Genomic DNA, 17,816 nt, shown 5'->3' with positions numbered 1-17,816 from the left:
GAGCAGATAGTTATCAAAGGTAATTCCTGATCGGAAACTTATCGTCCATCAACCGGTCAATAAATAACTGCGCTGATAAACTGATAACCAATGGCTGAATTCCATACCGCAATGAAAAAACGCTGCCTTCTATGTCTGATGGAGACATGTCTGATAGTGACGTGCCTGATAGTGACGTGCCTGATGATAACAGCCACAACAACAAAGGCAGCCATCCACCCACAGACCCTTGCCACCAGCCTCAGGGATGACAAGCTGTGTATGGTGGATATTTCAGGTAATCAGTCCACACTGATCTGCAACCATGAGCCTGCTTTTGGTAAGGTACTGGCGGGTAATCAGCTCGCAAACAGCGCGGATCTGCTTCAAAAATGCCCCAAAAGCTGGATAAAGCGAAAAACCTGCAGGTACATCACTGTTGAACAGCCGGTTCCACTCAGCAATCAGGAACGTCTGCAAAACATTGTGTACCGTGCCTGCGACTCTTTTTCCAATCAGGTCAGTGATTTCTTTCAAAGCTCTCTGGACGATCTGGTGGAAGATGGAATATCGATAGGTCTGCCATTACTGACTGTCTTCAGCCTCTACCCAAAGTACCCAAGAATTCTGCCCATCTTTTTGTTATTGCAAATCATGAACATGGTACTAAGCCCGGTGGGCGACGCCGCAGGTGATTTTATTGAGTATTACCAGAGCGGCCATTACTCCTCTGAAGGCGAATCCGAGTGGTCTGTCCGGGGAATAGTCAGTAACACCGTCGAAGACCACATTAAAATCGTTGGCTACATTATCACCTACCACTCAACCATTATCATCCAGTATCTGGAAAATACTTACGGCCAGCCTTCACAGGACGCAACAGATGGCGCCCTCACCCATACCGGTGCCCGAACTGCACTGTATGTAATGAAAAAAGGCGCTTTTGCCTACGACACGTTTCAAATGGCAGGGCAATATAGCTGGATCAACGAACTGTCCGATGCCGTTTCCGACACATTCACTGAAATGCTGTTTGGCCAGCCATAGCTTTTTCGCGCCTTCACGCATAGAATGCCTGCCTCTCAAAATTCCCCATCATTTTCTGCCGAGGACCCGCCCTTGATTTTCTCCGAACTGGCACTGCACGACCGCCTGCAAAAGGCTCTGGATCAACTGCAATTCACCCAGGCAACGCCCGTTCAGGAAGCGACGATTCCTGAGGTGCTCAATGGCAAGGATCTTATCGTTAATGCAGAAACCGGCAGTGGTAAAACCGCCGCGTTCCTGCTGCCGATGCTGCACCAGATGCAGAACAACCCGGCACCCCGTTCCAGCACCCGCGGACTGATTCTGGTACCCACCCGGGAACTGGCGCGTCAGGTTTTGACTGAGTGTGAAAAGCTGGCAGCCTTTACCTGGCTCAAGGCGGGCATCATCACCGGTGGCGACGATTTCCGTCATCAGGTCAACACCCTGCGCAAGAATCCGGAAATCCTGATTGCCACGCCGGGTCGCCTGCTGGAACACATGGAAAACAGCAATACCGACTTCAGCGATCTGGAATATCTGGTACTGGATGAAGCCGACCGGATGCTCGACTTCGGCTTCAGTGCCGACATGCTGAAGATTGCAGGCGAATGTCGTACAGAACGCCAGACCCTGTTGTTCTCAGCCACCATGAAACAAAAAGGCATGGGCGAACTGGTTCAGTTTGTTCTGAAGAACCCTGAAACCATTACTCTCAGCACCGCTCGCGACAAGCATGAAAACATTCACCAGCAGATCATGCTGTCGGACGACAATCCGCACAAAGAGCGCCTGCTGAGTTGGCTGCTGAAACACGAAACCTTTGACAAAGCCTTAGTGTTTTCCAACACCCGAACCAATGCCGAGCACCTGTTCAACCTGTTGGAGAGACAGGGTTTGCAGGTCGGTGTATTGCACGGCGATATGGATCATAAACACCGCAAACAGATTATGAACCGCTATCAGGACGGACAAATCAACATTCTGGTCGCTACTGATGTAGCAGCCCGGGGTCTGGACATCAAAGGCGTGCAGCTGGTCATTAACTTCGATATGGCACGCAGTGGCGACGATTATGTGCACCGCATTGGTCGTACCGGCCGTGCCGGTGAAAAAGGGCTGGCGATTTCCCTCATTGGTCCTAATGAATGGAACCTGATGTCCAGCATTGAGCGTTACCTGAAAACCCGTTTCGAAAAACGCTCCATCAAGGAATTGCGCGGTTCCTGGAAAGGCCCGAAAAAGGTTAAAGCTTCCGGCAAAGCAGCAGGCTCGAAGAAAAAGAAAGTCAGCAAAAAAGAGAACGATAAAACCAAAGCCCGTCATCGCGTAAAGAAAAACGTCGGCAAACGACGCAAGCCTACAGAAGCGGGCAGTACAGCCGTTGATGCAGGTTTTGAACCATTGCGTCGTAAGAAAAACTGATTATAGAAATACCTGACCATGGCAGACTGCTTTTATAGTCTGTCATGGTCAGGCTTCTATTATAAACCTCACGTCTAATTGTGATCGCGCAACCACAAAGCGATGATAAACTAGGAAAAGTCACTGTTACCGGGTGTAGACCAATGGAAGATGTCATTGAAGAACTTCGGGAAAATGCAGAACAGGTTGCCATACCTCTGGATCTTCCCAACGAAGATGACCTGATCGAAATCGAAGAGCAGATTCTGCTGCCCATCCCTTACGAATTCCGCGAGTTTTTGCTGCAAGTCAGCGATATTGTTTATGGCTCCATGGAGCCAGTCACCATTGCCGATTCACACTCCCACACGTATCTGCCGGAAGTCACGGCAACTGCCTGGGATCTGGGAGTGCCCAGAGACCTGATTCCGATCTGTGAATACAACGGCGATTACTACTGCGTGTCTGCTGAGGGAGAAGTCGGCCTTTGGTCAAATGGCGAACTGCTGGAAGAAGAAACCTGGCCGACAGTCTGGCATTGGGCTAAAGACGTCTGGTTGCAGAGCTAATACGGACAAAAACACCGCTTTTTATTTTCCAGAAAAAGGTAGAAGGCGGTTAGAAGCCAACAAAAGCGACTATAAAATCAGGGTATTGTCTGAAATACTCTTCCGGCAAAGAATAATCATAATAAGCAAAGCGCAAAGGTAAAGTAGCTATGTATTTCCAGTCAGCACGATCAGACAAACCGTTTTCTCACTGGCTCCGGTTGCTGTCCTTTACAGGGCTTATCTTCTTTACCAGTCACAGTATTGGACAACCCTCAGCGAAAGAGCAGGCACTGTTGTCATGTCCGGACAAACCTAATTGTGTAAGCAGTCTTTTTACCACTGGACAACATGCTATTAACCCTCTCAATTTGCAAGGCCAGTCAACTGTCGCTATTCGCACCAGATTGCTGAACTGGCTTCACAAGCAACCCGGGGCAACGGTTGTCGAAGAGGACAAAACGGTACTGAAAGCAGAGTTTCGTTCCAGAGTATTTGGCTTTATCGATGATCTCATTTTGATTATTGAACCCGATGGACGGGTAGATGTCAGCTCTGCATCAAGAACGGGTTATTACGATTTTGGCGTTAATCGCAAACGTGTCGAAGCCCTTCGCGCCTCCTTACACACAACCACAGACCAATAATAAAGGGGGGATGCAAGCATTGCTTTAAGCACAATGCTTTTTACGAATCCCTATCACTCAAAATAGCCATTTGTCTGTACAAGCATCGCCTTCTATCTTTCACCACTTTCATCTGTGGAGAAAAAGACGATGTTAGTTCATATTCACAAGACAATATTTCTCTATCTCACAGTTTTCTGGACATCTTTAGCACTGGCTCAACAAAGTGGTCACACTGCAAACCCTCTGACACTCAAACTGGAAGGACGCGGGCTCTATCAAGAGGCAATGATTACGCTTTATGACGGCACCAGTGTAACGCTTGAAGCCCCCGTCACCGGCTGGCTTGACGATATGCCACAAAAACATCTGGACGCCCTGCGTGGTATCAACCTGAAAGATCTGCCTGCGCTGGCTCACCTGCTGGATCAGGGTATCAAGCATTCTGCCGTGCCGCTGGAAATCAGCCTTGTTTATCCTGCCAAGGGTAAAAGACAAACCCGCATTGTGCTGCCAGTGAAGCAGATATCCAGCCAATACGGCAATATGACGTACACCCTGCAACACCCTGTTGATATGCCAGAAGATATAGAAAATGCGGCTCTGCTGTTTAAAACCTGGCCCGCCCCTGCCGAGGAAGACCAGCTGGTAGAATTAGGCGGGCGACGGCCAACCAAAGCGGTTTGTTGTGATTGCAGCGGGGGATGTGCAGCGCTCTGGATACTGTTTGGCTGGTGTAAGCAATGCCTGAGCGCCATGGGTGGTGAATACTGCTGCTCAGAATACCGCATGCCCGCCGCTACCGGAGGCAAGTGCCCCTGAGCCAAGCCAGCAACCCCGACCTTAAGGTCAAAAGTGGAGTCGCTGCGCGTCAGCAGCAGCTACTCCAAACCCTGTTTCACTGCTACACTCAGCACCAGATTTTCATCTCATTATCAGATAGCCCATTATCGGATGACGAACACTAGGAATAGACAGCCTCCCAGGCTCCTGGTAATGGGTTGTATACTCAATGGACAAAAATAATGAAAACCGTTGTATGCGCCCTCTATAAGTTTGTCTCCCTAACTGATTACCAGTCCCTCAGGGCTCCCCTGTCAGAGCAAATGCAACGGCTTCATATTCGCGGCACCCTGCTACTGGCTCACGAAGGAATTAATGGCACCATTGCCGGCAGCCGTGACAACATCGACCAGCTTCTGGTCTGGTTACGCAACGACCCGAGACTCAAAGACCTGACCACCAAAGAGTCCCACACCGATCAGCAGCCCTTCAAACGCACCAAGGTCAAACTGAAAAAAGAAATTGTGACCATGGGTGTGGAAAATATCGACCCGACACTGAGCTCAGGCACTTATGTCAAACCGGATCAATGGAACCAGCTGATATCAGATCCCGAGGTGGTCGTGGTTGACACCCGGAATGATTACGAAGTGCGCGTGGGTACATTCAAACACGCCAGTAACCCTAAAACGGCTACTTTTAGGGAATTTCCGGACTATGCCGATAAACATCTCGACCCGGAAAAACACAAAAAAGTCGCCATGTTCTGTACCGGTGGCATCCGATGCGAAAAGTCTACGGCTTACCTGAAACAACAAGGCTTTGAAGAGGTCTATCACCTGCAGGGCGGCATCCTGAAATACCTCGAAGAAGTGCCGGAAACAGAGTCTTTGTGGGAAGGCGAGTGCTTTGTGTTTGATGATCGCGTTACCGTCAACCACCAGCTGCAACAGGGGCACTATGACCAGTGTCATGCCTGCCGTTTACCCATTACCGATGAAGACAAAGCCAGTCCGCTTTATGAACAGGGTGTCAGCTGCCCACACTGTTTCGATCAGTTTTCCAGCCAACAGAAACAGCGCTTCAAGGAACGTGAAAAGCAAATACAGCTGGCTAAGTCCAGAGGCGAAGCGCATCTGGGCGGTGAGGTTGTAGAGACTGTAGAAGCCCGTCGTCAACAGAAAGAACAGGAAAGGGAGCGACAGCGCTCCCGAAGTCAGGCAGGTCAGACAAAGAACTGAGTCACCGCACTCAGGCTGAAATGCCCGCTGCGAAAGCTGTGAACCAGCAAACCACTGGCTGCCAGAGTAGCCAGTGGAATCAGACGCCTCTTTTCCTCACGACTGAAATACCAGAACGTTCCGGCAGACGTCACCATCAGCATAATCAGCTGGGCAAAGTGTGGTTCAATATCGAGCGATGCCGCCATAATAGCAACACAGCCGGCAATATTAATAAACAACCATAACGGCGATAGCTTTTTACCTATGCTGCCGACGACAGGAAATTTAATCAATGCCCCACCCGTCCAGGCTTTAGGCTGAATATCAGAAGACAGATGCAGTGCAATGCCCAGTGACAAACCGGAAGCCAGCCCGGGTGATGCCAGAAAATACACGAATAATGGCAACAATGCCGAGTGGGTCAGACCGGAACGATGACCTAAACCCGGAATCAGAAAGTCCCAGTCCGGCCAGCGTACGCCCGCTATCAGACCCGCAAAAAACAGTACCGGATCTTTCCATTGTTCGATGACTGCCCAATAGGGAAACGCGTATTCAGCAGTATAAACAGAGAGGGTAATACCCATTGCCACAAGTGGCGCAGTCAGGAGTCGCATAGACAACAAACAATCGACAAACAAACAAAATGGCTGCGAACTATACATCCATTAAGTCGCGAAATAAAAGGTAAATATTGTTGTTGAAATCGAGCTGCAACCAGACTTGGTATTTGGAAGGCAGGTGGCACAGGCACAAAAAAACCGGACAGTATATGTCTACACCATCCGGCTGTTTCAGCCGAAGCTAATCAGTGCTCGTGACCATCCGGCCCATGCACATGGCCGTGATCCAGCTCTTCCTGAGAGGCATCACGCACTTCAACCACCTCGACATCGAAGAACAGGTCTTCTCCCGCCAGAGCGTGGTTGGCGTCAATAACAACCTGCTTTTCTTCTTCGTTAATCGCGATAATCGTCACAATACGAGGGCCAATGGCAGTATCAGCATGGAACTGCATACCCACTTCTACCTGATGCTCACCAAACTGTTCCATAGGTACAGGCTGAACCAGACTTTCATCGTATTCGCCATAGCCTTCAGCCGCTTCGATAGAAACCTTCAGTTTGTCTCCTGCCTGCTTGCCAGTCAGCTCATTTTCCAGACCTTCCAGAATATTACCGGCGCCCTGGAGATAAGCCAGAGGCTCGTGGCCTTCAGAGCTATCCATGACTTCACCGCCCTGGTTCTTCAGGGTGTAATGAATCTTTACGACCTTTTTGTCGGAAATTACCATTCGATCATTATCTCTGGGATGTATTTAATAAACAGCATACCTGCCTGCTCACTAAACTGACAGTGTTTTATCTACGGATACTGATGAGCAGAAAATTCAATTCACACCCCCTATCAGCAAGCCGATAAAAACGAAGAATGGTTTAAAAAATAATCGCGCACAAGCTATGGAAGGTCCATCTGCCAGAGGTGTACTCCCTAACCAGTATCAGGTATCCGCTCCTGCTGCCCGCAGGAATGACAGTTCACAACCTGTAAAAGCCGTTGATGCCCGGCCATTACAAGGGCTGCGTACCCCCAGCCAGCTAACAGCACCCAAAAGACTTCCGGAACGAACGGTTCAACATGAAGAACCCAGAAGCTATATCAATACACTGTTTCAGGCAGCCTCCAGTGCTTTGTCTGCCGGGCGTGAAGTAGTTAATGTATCAAAAGCCTTTATTTCCGACTTTTATAACACCAGCAGGGAAACCCTGGGATCAATGGCCTCCAATATTCATCAGGGGGCTCCGGAGGTGGTGAAGTTTGCCGCCGGTTTGACCGGGCTGGGAGCTGCCTTAACGCAGGGTACGGTAGCCAGACTCGGAATAGTTGCGGATCAAATGGGATTTAATACTCCGGATCAGTATGTGGATGCCGTCACCCCTTTGTTAAAAAAAGCCGGAGTCGAAGTCAGCGGCATGACCAAGGAAGAAGTCAGCCAGCTCGCTTTTTCCATTGCCGGTCTACACCTTGGCATGCACAGCAATATTCATATTGATAAGGCAAAATTCTCGATTAAATACCCTGAATACACTATTAATGTCAGTAACATCCATTTGAACAATATCCAAACTCAGGCATCGCCTTCACAGGCAGGTGCTGACGGGATGTCTGTCAAAGCCGACGAACTGACCTTTTCACTGGAGCTGGAATCCGGCTCAGGCGTACCAGACAAGTTGCATATCAGTATCCCGAATGTTCAACTGGCTGGCACTACCAACCTTTTGTCTCTGGTCGGTGAAGCCGTTGCCAGCTACTGCATGACCATACCCTCAGCCATCAACACTGAGAGCATCAATACCGAAGTTCAGGCACACCTCGATAAACCAGAACCGATCATCAGCAAAGAATCAAGTTCCGTCAAATTTGATGCCAGTGCAATAACAATAAATGTCGAACGGTCCGGCGCAATGCTGAGCGGGTCTGGCCTCGTTAAAGGATCAGAAATCACATTCAGTGATGTTCATGCCAGTCAGGTTCGGAACTTTGTCGCCAAAGGTGGTCCTGAAAAGCCCTCCATGCAGATCGGGCTGTTAGAACTGGATGACCTTGAAGCCGGGCCTGTAAAACTGTCCAGCGGTTATCTACGCCTTGATGATACTCTCAGTGGCGAACTGGTATTCACTGTCAAAGCTGAATACAAAAAACTCAAAGAGGTATGCCCTGAGTGGCTGCCTAAAAAAGTCAGTAAAAATATTTCCGGCAAACAGGATCAGGAATCAGCGGTCCGGCTCGGCGTAAAAGTGACCAACGGAATGATTGACCTCAACACCATGGGCGCTTCGGGTTTAACCAAAGAAGGTCTGAATTCTGTACAGAAAATGATTCAGAAAGTACTGATTAAAACCATCAACTCCGACCACACAAAACTCAAAGACACCATAAGAGGCAAGGAGATCAAACTGGAACTTCCCATGATAGGAGGACGAGGTATAAAAACTTACACCAAGCTACCTGAAAAAAGTAATGCGTTTCATACCCAGGCCAAAGGACGCGGGAAGATATCACTTGTAGCTTTGATCGATGAAAACCTGTCTACATCTCTCCGGCCCAATACCAGACCTTCCTGAGTCAAGTACTGCTGATTGAGTCATTGAAGATCAGGCAGCAGCAGCTGCCAATGCAGGATAAGCCACCTGATCCATTACATGTAAGTGAGGCTCTGCAGCCGGGATGCCTTTTTCTTTACTCAGGCTCAATAGACGTATGGCCTGAACAGGATCAGCACCCACACCATCAACCCCATAGAGATAACGCAGCCCCCAGCGATAAGTATCGATACCACTGAGTTCATCTTCCCGCTTTTTACTGATCAGACTGTGCTGTTTATCCAACTCTTTAACCTGTGTTTGATCTGGATGGAGAAACATGTTGTCACTGTTTCTCGCTCTGTTGATTAAAATCTGTTTTGCACAATCCCTTATATCGGTCTGGTCATGACCAGCCAGTGCCTCAAGCTGCGTTAACACCTTATAAAACTGATGTATGTCTTTTGTATGGGTCAGCGTGTCACCACACTGTGCCAGAATCGCATAAGGGTCATTATTCCCCGCTTTTTCCTGTAGCCTTTCACTGGCTCTTGAGTAACCGCCTCTGGAAGCTCTGGCAAGCAGGCTACCCGCTTTTACCTGATAAAAATGACGTTCATCATCAGTTTTCTCCATCATAAAGGGCGATTGCAACAGCTCATCCAAAAGGCGTGCAGAAAAATAATTCAACCGGGCATTGTAAGGTGAACGGGCCAGCGCCTGATCCATGACATGTAATGCCTTCTCCGGTTTACCCTCCCGCTGCATACACTGAAATAAAATGACAGGGTCAACCTTTCGGGCATACGGTTCAACAGTAAAGTCATCCAGACTCTCAGCAGGTGTGTCAATAAACTCCCGCACCTGCAAAGCCCTGTTAACGGTTTCCGGATATCGCAGGAACAGCTGGTAAAATACCGGCAGGTTGGCCAGCGCCTGGGGATCACCGGTTCTGGCTTTCTGCAGAACCCCTTTAATATCAGTCCGCTGAAGAATACCCACCGTCTCCTGCCTGGGTGCGGTTTTACAAGCCTCTTCAAAAGCCTCAAGGCTGCTCTGATCACCCGCATTGACACGGTCAATCAGTTCACGACGATGTTCACGCATTCCCATCAGCTGCACACCGGTCTTTTCATGCAACAACCCGGTTATCGAAACACTACCATTTTCGTTCACATGCTGTGACCCCACCTTGAAGAGGGGAACAGGCAGACAAAAGCCTTTAAGGTTCAGCTCCAGCCACAAACGCCCTTCATGAACACTCATTCCAGACACATCAAGACGGTTTACCAGCCCCTGGAGCATGCCCAGAACATAACCGTAAGCCTGACCTTTCAGGGTTTTACCAGAATCTTCTGTATGCTCTATATCCAGACCTGAGACTTCTGAGTCATCACTGATAATCTTCCCATCCACTACCTTTAATGCGATGTCACACCGGAAAATACGCCCTTCAACCAATGCCGGAGTAATCCACTTCTGATAGTTTTCAGGTAGAATGCCTGCATTCTTGAGCAACTCTGAGCCATTCAACTCAACCCTGTTCAACCGAATGGTGCCATTACCATGCTCATCAATATCAGTCGCCACTTCCCCAAGCCGAACGCCGGACACCCCAAGATCTTTGAGTTTAAGTGCCCCCTGCTGAGCATAAGTCAGTGTTTCAGGAATATCCTGAGCCCCTGCAGACTGTTTCTGTGTATGTAAGTCTAAAGAATGCAGTTCACCGGAACCTCTGACAGGTATACTCCACTCGCTGCCTTGATTTTTCACACGTATATCACCATTGCCTGCTCCACTGAATCCTTTCAGATGAAATTCCCTGTTAAGCCCGGCAACCTGAGCCTTGCTATCAAACTCAAGAGAGCTGAATGAAATAAGACCATCGCCCGGTAAAGACACTTCCAGTGCTCCTTTGGTGTACATCATTGCCCCGGGGGTTGTTTTGATATCTACGTCGGACGCCTCCCAGTGGTAATCACTCTTTCCATCTTTTTTTGTCACCGTCAATTCTGCATCCAGCCCCTGCACACGACCATGAACGTCCAGTTTCAGCTCCCTGTCCGGATAGGTCTTCTGAAGATCGACATCGCCGATAAAGTCATGCAGCTTTGTAGTGACCGAACGATCCGGCCCCTGTTTCTCCATACTGAGATGTACTTCACTGATGCCAATGTCAGCCCGGGTTGCTCCCTCTTTCTCAACACCAAGCTGATCAACCCAGACATCGAGCTGTTCGTGACCAATAGATTTACATCCTTCCTTTTGATGAAGACAGTCCATGGAAAATTTAATTTCTGAACGGTTAATATCACCGGTGAGGCGCCCGGACTCTTCTTGCAGAACAGCAGAAACGGTTGAAGCAGCCCCTTTGTCTCCCGGCATTATTGTCAGAGGTGCTTTTACCATTTTCTGCACTACCTGACTGCCAAGGTCTGAAGCATGCTGCGTATCCAGATGAATATTGCCGGTTTGTATGCCCAGCTCACGGGCTTCTTCTTCACCCTCCTGAACATTATCAATCGGTCGGCACTTCAGATGCGCAGAGATGTCATCAACCTTCAGCATCGGTTGCTCCTGTCCCTGATCGAACACTTCAAGCTCATCAATCTGGACATCCACCGGCATCTTAAGCTGTGTCAAAATAGTTTTAATGGCACGTCGGTCGCCATACTTTGATCGTGCGACAATACGACTGACTGCCCCTGGGTCAACATCATCCAGCCTTGCCGAGACTCTTTCGGCAGACAGCCCGAAATGACTCAACTGAAACTTAGCTTCCTTGTTTTTCCAAAGGTGACGAATATTTTTAAACAGTTTTTCAACCATATTCCCCTGAATGTAGGAGTTCACTATAGGCATTATTCGCCCTTCCAGTGTCAGCTTTGCACCCTCAACATCGATACTGACACGAACCGGCGGCTTACCCGGAATCGGTAATACCAGGGTGGCTTTGATATCTGCTTTTAACTGAGGAACAAGATCACCACTGGCGTTACTAACAACATCCACCCCTTTTATCGTCATATCAATATCTTCAAGGCTGGCTCGCCCACCCGCCAGTTCCATACCCGTCAAATGCACTTTGTGGCTATCGATTTGGCCACGATTGATTTTCTTGAGTGCTTTTACCAGCTGAATATAATTATGCGCTTCATCCAACTTTGCCTTCTTGTACTGTTTAACATCCTTACGCAGGTTTTTGACCATCTCTCTGGATTCTGCGCGCTCATCTTCACTCAGGTCGGCATCATCCCGTTTCAACAATTGTTGCAGTTTCTGAAGCTGTCCTTTTATGGCATAGGCCGTTGCCGAGGTGTACGACACAAATTTTTGCCGCACTGAACGCATATCCAGCAGAATGCAGACAGCCAGTGCCATCACCCGATCAACAAAAGTGCGTTTTGGTAAACCGGCGCACTGCTCATCTGACAAAGGTTTGGTTACCGGGTGTGGTGCCTGTCGGGTAGTAGGCTGCCACAACACAGGCCCGGAGCCCATGGCTGCACTTTTCACATAAACAGGCCGAACCTGCCTGCGATGAAGCTGTCTTGTGGGGGGCGAAGGATCTGTTTCATCCTTAGAAAGATCAGGAGTTACAATTTGGACATCACGATAGTCGGAAGTTTTGGGCGCCTTCCCATCCGCTAACTTATGGTTGGGTGCTAAACGACCTCTGTCGGTAGGTCGGGGTCCTATGCCATTGAACATTGCAAGATTTTCCTGCTCACCGTTTTTGCCGGAATAAACAGCCAGACTGCCTGTTTTATCCTGCTTTTTATCGGCAGTATTCAATGACCATTGATTCAAACAATCTGCAAATTCACTCACCGGGAGTCATGGAAAGATAGCTTGACGGTATAACCATTAGCGGCATCGGGCAGAAGCAGACTCTGTTTCAGGCAGGAGCACACTCATCACTTGGAACGACCGATATTGGCCAGCCAGATGGACAGCCCTCTCACCTGCGGCACAATGGTCATATTGAAAATAAGAGCCAGAGGCCAGGCGAACAAAAAGGACTCGGTCCAGTAACCGAGCCAGGCAGAACCAAAGCCCACCTTTGTTCCCGAGATGACACCGGACATCATCAGTGTCATAAAAACGGATGACAAAAAGCAGTTAATTAAAAATTCTTTTCTGTTCATGACCTTCTCCTTGTCAGTCACTGTTTGCTTAGTGTGTCCAAGAGTATAAAATCCTCTGAAATCACAAAAAAATAACGGAAAACAGGATTTTGGATTCCATATTTGGAAACATTGATGATTTATACCTTCTCTGCTCCGTGATCGAAGAAGGCTCACTGCAAAAGGCGGCTCTAAAGCTTGAGCTGCCTGTATCCACCATGTCCCGCCGGCTATCGGCTCTGGAAGCACGTCTGAATGTTCGGCTGTTGCAAAAAATGGGGCGGGAACTGGTGGCAACTGAAGCCGGAGATAAAGCCTATCGTTCTCTGATGACGGGTATGGAACAGATAGAGCTGTCTTTTTCCCAGCTGGTCAGCCAGCAGGCCGAAATTGCCGGAACACTGGATATATCCATGCCTCACAACTTTTACAAAGAGTTTGTGGGAGACGTAATTGAAGGTTTTCTGCAGCGTTACCCGGGCGTCAATTTCGACCTGACCCTCTGCCACCAGCAAGCCAAACCGGAAACCAACCGCGACCTGGTACTGACCTTTGATATTTCCGATATGCAGGACATGATTGCCAGACCGCTGTTCAACTCCTATCACGGCATTTACGCCAGTAAACAGTATCTCGAGCAACACGGCTGCCCGGAAACCATTCAGGATCTGTATCACCATCAATGGCTGAATGTTGACCACAAGCACGATGTCATTTTATTTAAAGGCGATAACATTGCCGAAAAATTTCATATTACTCCCCGTCTGGTGGTTTACGATATTCGAGTCATCATAGAGCTCGTTGAAAAAGGTCTGGGCATCGCTTTTCTGCCCACGGTTCTGACCAATGAATACCCTGAGCTGATCCGGTTACTGCCCGACTACAACCGGCAGGTTCGGGAAGCTTATATTGTTTACCGGGACAGAAAATACCAGCCCAAATTACTGACGCTGTTTGTCAACGAGGTGTTAAAAGCCGCCAGCATGATCAGCCAGAACTGATTAACCGTTTACCAGAACCAGCAAACTCTGCTACAACTGTCTTATTTTGACGGGAGCAGAAACCGAATGTCTCAGCAACCAGTCCAACAGGAACGCTGTTCATGGTGCACCGATGATGAACTCTATATTCGTTATCACGATGACGAATGGGGTGTTCCCTGCCATGATGATCAGGTTCTGTTTGAATTCCTGATTCTGGAAGGGGCACAGGCAGGACTGAACTGGCTGACCATACTGAAACGCCGTGAAGGCTACCGAAAAGCCTTGGCAGGCTTCGATGTTCAAAAGGTTGCCCGCTTTGACGACACTGACGTGGAGCGTCTTTTGAACGACGCAGGCATTATTCGCAACCGTCTCAAAGTGAACAGCGCAATCACTAATGCTCAGGCATTTATAAAGGTACAGGAGGAGTTTGGCAGTTTTTCAGACTACCTCTGGCAGTTCGTGAACCACCAGCCCATAGTCAATCAATGGAAAACCATGAAAGACGTTCCCGTCACCACACCTGAATCCGATGCCATGAGCAAAGACCTGAAAAAACGCGGTTTCAAATACGTTGGCAGCACCATTTGTTACGCTTACATGCAGGCCATGGGGTTGGTCAATGATCACTTAGTGTCGTGTATTTCCTATAAAAGCTGAATAGGAAGTTTGTTGTTTGAAGCATAAGCTAACAATATGAAGAATATGCTGACAATAACTGAAGAATAACTCGACAATAATTTTGAAGAAAAACTTGAAAATATACTACTCTGGTCTAATTTTTAGACCCGTTAATCAGAGTTGTATGGTTGTGAAACGTCGTAAACTTCACAAATCTCGATCTAAGCTGATTTTTAGGTTTAATAACATCAAATCCGGCAAGTCCTTCTGAGTAACTCACTCCACAAGCCTTGTTGTCACTGGATTTATATTTTTGATAATAAAGTACAAGAAAGGGCTTATTGGAACGTTAGTTACTCATAGATGTTTGGCCGCGTTCGGCCTGGGGCGCTTCTGAGTAACTCACTCCACAAGCCTTGTTGTCACTGGATTTATATTTTTGATAATAAAGTACAAGAAAGGGCTTATTGGAACGTTAGTTACTCATAGATGTTTGGCCGCGTTCGGCCTGGGGCGCTTTCAAGTAAAATCTCCTCTGGAATTTGATGCAGCTACGGGCTTCTGAGTAACTCACTCCACAAGCCTTGTTGTCACTGGATTTATATTTTTGATAATAAAGTACAAGAAAGGGCTTATTGGAACGTTAGTTACTCATAGATGTTTGGCCGCGTTCGGCCTGGGGCGCTTTCAAGTAAAATCTCCTCTGGAATTTGATGCAGCTACGGGCTGGAATTTCGCTCAAATATAGCTTCTTTTGAAGCCCCCGACTGTCGAGAGAACGCTTGGTTGGTATGAGGGTTCAAGCCGATTATCAAAAGACTTTGGATATCTGACGGAGAGTTCCGAAGCCTTCATCCGGATATGCATGATTCGCATAATGGTTTGAAGGCTTGTGAAGCTTTAAAACAGCCTCTTATGCACCCAAAGGATCATGCAAATGGCAATAAATACAGGGTGAGGAAGTGGATAGCGATGGTTATCAGCACGAACTTCGGTCAGCTCAGAGAGCAGTTCAAAAAAATCATTTAAAACATCCTGCAAATCATATTGCAGAATGCCAGATTCTTGGGGTGATTTTATTGCCGCAAGCCAAATGAGATCGCCCTGCAGTTGGTTGAGCTAATTTGACAACACTCAGCCTTACTTTGTCTCTCAAAGCGTCGTGTAATTTCTTCCAGGTTCCATCGAGCCGCCAGTTTCGGAAATAGGTGTAAACGGTTCCCCAAGGCGGGAAGTCAGAAGGCAACTGTCGCCACTGACAGCCTGTTTTATCAACATAGATAATCGCATCCAGAATGTGTCGATAAGCCCACTCTCTGGGTCTGCCATTTTTGGGTTGGTCATATCCCGGATCGGGGAAGAAGGGCTGAATGACTTTCCACTGGTCATCAGTCAAATCTGAGGGGTACATGGAGAACCCTCCATCAAAGAAACTCTATGAAGGGTAATACATTGTGTACGAATTTTCTTGAGTCAGTGGTCTATAGCTTTTGAAACAGCCTCTTATGCCCTTATGTCTATTTTGTACCGGTCATCCTGAATGGTACGATTGATACACGACTTAACTCATGTTTCAGCTCGCGTATCAACTATAGCTTCTTCCTGATACGTTGCATTCTTAAACTGTTTCAATAACTTCAAGCCACTGCGCAAACCCAGCACATTCAGGGACGCAGCGAAACCACCGATCATGGCACCTGCGACACCACAGGACATAATATCCTGCCCGGTTAAGTACAGCCCTTTTACTTTAGTTTTCGGGCGTAACCAGTCCTGTTCAAAACGTTCAGGGTCGTGTTCTAAACCGTAGATTTCCCCACGTTTGTAGAAACAGAAGAAGTCTGTTGAGAGTGGCGTTGATAATTCACAGTAGTCTACTTTTCCTCGCAGCTGGGGTAGCTTTTCATAAAGATGTTCCAGCAAACGATCAGTGAAGTATGCTTTTAAAGCATCGTATTCATCTCCCCGTTTACCCCATTGTTCATCTTTCCATTGTTCAAAATGGCTGAAATCTGCAGGCGCGACGATTTCTATGGTAGACGTGTTCGGGTAACGACTTTCCCAGCTTGGGTCTTTCGCTGAAGGGAAAGAGATATAAACGATAGGAAACTTAGCCTGATAATCTTTCTTAAAAGCGGCAATATTCTGCTGGTGATCGGTATCAGGATAAATCCAGAAGTTGGTTCTCGGTATACCCAAAGCTTCCGCTGATTCTTTGATACCGATATAAAGACCGAGGTGAGAAAAAGACGGCTTTACCTTTTTCAACAGCTGATCATAGCCGTGTTTCTTTACAACAGCCTGAGGTAACAATCGCTGAAATGTATTAAACACCCCGGCATTACTGATGATTGCAGGTGCCGTAATTCGGGTGCCATCCACCATCTGAACACCGTAAGCGCGATTGTCTTTCACCAGCACTTCGCCCACATTGGCATAGGTAAACACCTCACCACCACTTTGCTGAATCACAGGAATAATGGTTTCAGCCAGCTTCGATGCACCACCCACAGGATAATAACCCCCATGTAAATAATGTTTGGCTATCAGACTGTGGATAATAAAACTGGACTCTTTCGGTGGTACACCGCAGTCCCCCCACTGTCCGGTTAAAACAGCAATCAGCAGCTCATCGTCGGTCAGGTCTTTAAGTACTTCATACGTGGTACGGTTGAGGTAGTCAGGCACTTTGGCTTTACGAATGAGTTTCAGCAGCTTGCCGGTCAGTCCATCTGCCAGTTTCTCCATCGAAATCCAGCGCATAGCCTTGTTCACTTCACTCAGCCTTTTCATGTATTCATCAATAGCATCGTGCTCGGCGGGAAAACGCTGCTTCAGAGAAGCAATAAACTTGTCTTTACCTGCAATATAATCAAACTGTTCTTCACCAAAGAAAAAACGGTCGTAGTTGTCATCCATAGCTGCCCATTTCAACTGACCATTACTGATAAAATCAAACAGCTGTCGGCTGGTCGTCTTTTTTGTGCCTACGTCGCCAATATAATGAATACCCACATCCCATTCGTAACCGTTACGCGAATAGGCATGCGTGAAGCCACCGGCCGTATAATGCTGCTCCAGCACCAGCACCTTCTTACCCGCTCGGGACAAACAGGCTGCCGTCGTCAAACCGCCAATACCCGAACCTATGACAATGGCATCATAGTCTTGCTCAAGCCGGTTAGGCCGGTAGCGACGCCCGATCCGCAACGTACTGGGTGTGAGTGTCTTTTTCTTTTCTGACGGGGTGACAATTTTCTTGATGCTGTTGGTCATTAGCGAATCCATTCCATGACTCCGTATGACTTGTGGTGATGTTAATATTATTTTTCCAGCGTAAAGACAATATCACTAAAATAAAGACTTTACGCTGTCGTCCACTGGTTAATGATAACGGTTCTGCAATAATCGAC

The 17,816-nt window shown here is 47.9% G+C and carries 15 protein-coding genes and 1 pseudogene; 10 read left to right on the top strand and 6 right to left on the bottom strand.

Features of this window, described 5'->3' with window-relative positions:
- Window positions 1-138 precede the first annotated feature (138 nt).
- The 6 genes from EZMO1_RS06260 to trhO all read left to right on the top strand — a co-directional run bounded on the left by EZMO1_RS06260 (window position 139) and on the right by trhO (window position 5,607).
- Entirely contained in the window at window positions 139-1,026 is an 888-nt protein-coding gene (locus EZMO1_RS06260; protein ID WP_222842201.1) for a hypothetical protein, read from the top strand.
- Between the two features lie 72 nt (window positions 1,027-1,098).
- Entirely contained in the window at window positions 1,099-2,430 is a 1,332-nt protein-coding gene (locus tag EZMO1_RS06255) for a DEAD/DEAH box helicase (protein ID WP_201772164.1), read from the top strand.
- A 143-nt stretch (window positions 2,431-2,573) separates the two neighbouring features.
- Window positions 2,574-2,978 (top strand): SMI1/KNR4 family protein, encoded by a 405-nt coding sequence (locus tag EZMO1_RS06250; RefSeq protein ID WP_034874710.1) that lies wholly within the window; start codon window positions 2,574-2,576, stop codon window positions 2,976-2,978.
- A gap of 149 nt (window positions 2,979-3,127) precedes the next feature.
- Window positions 3,128-3,604 (top strand): DUF1499 domain-containing protein, encoded by a 477-nt coding sequence (locus tag EZMO1_RS06245; RefSeq protein WP_082211892.1) that lies wholly within the window; start codon window positions 3,128-3,130, stop codon window positions 3,602-3,604.
- A gap of 129 nt (window positions 3,605-3,733) precedes the next feature.
- A complete protein-coding gene (locus EZMO1_RS06240; RefSeq protein ID WP_034874712.1) occupies window positions 3,734-4,405 on the top strand; it encodes a hypothetical protein in 672 nt (223 codons plus the stop codon).
- Window positions 4,406-4,608: 203 nt separating this feature from the next.
- Window positions 4,609-5,607 carry an oxygen-dependent tRNA uridine(34) hydroxylase TrhO gene (trhO, locus tag EZMO1_RS06235; protein WP_201772165.1) on the top strand — a complete coding sequence of 333 codons (999 nt, stop codon included), beginning with the start codon at window positions 4,609-4,611 and terminating at the stop codon, window positions 5,605-5,607.
- Here trhO and EZMO1_RS06230 read toward each other — a convergent pair.
- Complete coding sequence (locus EZMO1_RS06230; RefSeq protein ID WP_222842200.1) at window positions 5,592-6,212, bottom strand: hypothetical protein; 621 nt, start codon at window positions 6,210-6,212, stop codon at window positions 5,592-5,594. The two genes, trhO and EZMO1_RS06230, sit on opposite strands and share 16 nt — an antisense overlap.
- Window positions 6,213-6,397: 185 nt before the next feature.
- Window positions 6,398-6,883, bottom strand: coding sequence for an FKBP-type peptidyl-prolyl cis-trans isomerase (locus tag EZMO1_RS06225; RefSeq protein WP_034874714.1), 486 nt, complete (start codon window positions 6,881-6,883; stop codon window positions 6,398-6,400).
- 166 nt (window positions 6,884-7,049) lie between these two features.
- Between EZMO1_RS06225 and EZMO1_RS06220 the strand changes: the two genes are divergently transcribed.
- The gene (locus tag EZMO1_RS06220) at window positions 7,050-8,714 is read left to right on the top strand and encodes a hypothetical protein (protein ID WP_034874716.1); all 1,665 of its coding nucleotides are present in this window, start codon (window positions 7,050-7,052) and stop codon (window positions 8,712-8,714) included.
- 30 nt (window positions 8,715-8,744) lie between these two features.
- Here the strand turns inward: EZMO1_RS06220 and EZMO1_RS06215 are convergent, their stop codons facing one another.
- Both EZMO1_RS06215 and EZMO1_RS06210 read right to left on the bottom strand, forming a co-directional pair.
- Window positions 8,745-12,503, bottom strand: a complete 3,759-nt coding sequence (locus EZMO1_RS06215) for a hypothetical protein (protein WP_034874718.1) — start codon at window positions 12,501-12,503, stop codon at window positions 8,745-8,747.
- Between the two features lie 86 nt (window positions 12,504-12,589).
- Entirely contained in the window at window positions 12,590-12,820 is a 231-nt protein-coding gene (locus tag EZMO1_RS06210) for a DUF2798 domain-containing protein (RefSeq protein ID WP_034874720.1), read from the bottom strand.
- 89 nt (window positions 12,821-12,909) lie between these two features.
- On the opposite strand from EZMO1_RS06210, the gene EZMO1_RS06205 reads away from it, so the two are divergent.
- From EZMO1_RS06205 to EZMO1_RS27560, 3 genes and pseudogenes are all read left to right on the top strand, one after another.
- A complete protein-coding gene (locus EZMO1_RS06205; protein ID WP_034874722.1) occupies window positions 12,910-13,800 on the top strand; it encodes a LysR family transcriptional regulator in 891 nt (296 codons plus the stop codon).
- Window positions 13,801-13,866: 66 nt separating this feature from the next.
- Complete coding sequence (locus EZMO1_RS06200; protein ID WP_034874724.1) at window positions 13,867-14,442, top strand: DNA-3-methyladenine glycosylase I; 576 nt, start codon at window positions 13,867-13,869, stop codon at window positions 14,440-14,442.
- Window positions 14,443-15,172: 730 nt separating this feature from the next.
- Window positions 15,173-15,289 (top strand): annotated as a pseudogene (locus tag EZMO1_RS27560) (IS5/IS1182 family transposase); the annotation flags it as partial.
- Between the two features lie 156 nt (window positions 15,290-15,445).
- Here the strand turns inward: EZMO1_RS27560 and EZMO1_RS06195 are convergent.
- Both EZMO1_RS06195 and EZMO1_RS06190 read right to left on the bottom strand, forming a co-directional pair.
- The gene (locus EZMO1_RS06195) at window positions 15,446-15,814 is read right to left on the bottom strand and encodes a transposase (protein WP_051789757.1); all 369 of its coding nucleotides are present in this window, start codon (window positions 15,812-15,814) and stop codon (window positions 15,446-15,448) included.
- Window positions 15,815-15,969: 155 nt separating this feature from the next.
- The gene (locus EZMO1_RS06190) at window positions 15,970-17,691 is read right to left on the bottom strand and encodes a phytoene desaturase family protein (RefSeq protein WP_236631996.1); all 1,722 of its coding nucleotides are present in this window, start codon (window positions 17,689-17,691) and stop codon (window positions 15,970-15,972) included.
- Window positions 17,692-17,816 lie beyond the last annotated feature (125 nt).

Origin of the sequence: Endozoicomonas montiporae CL-33, from assembly GCF_001583435.1 — a bacterium.
GTDB classification, from domain to species: Bacteria; Pseudomonadota; Gammaproteobacteria; order Pseudomonadales; family Endozoicomonadaceae; genus Endozoicomonas_A; species Endozoicomonas_A montiporae.
The sequence above is the reverse complement of the archived record's forward strand: the minus strand, read 5'-3'. Positions and strand labels throughout refer to the sequence as shown.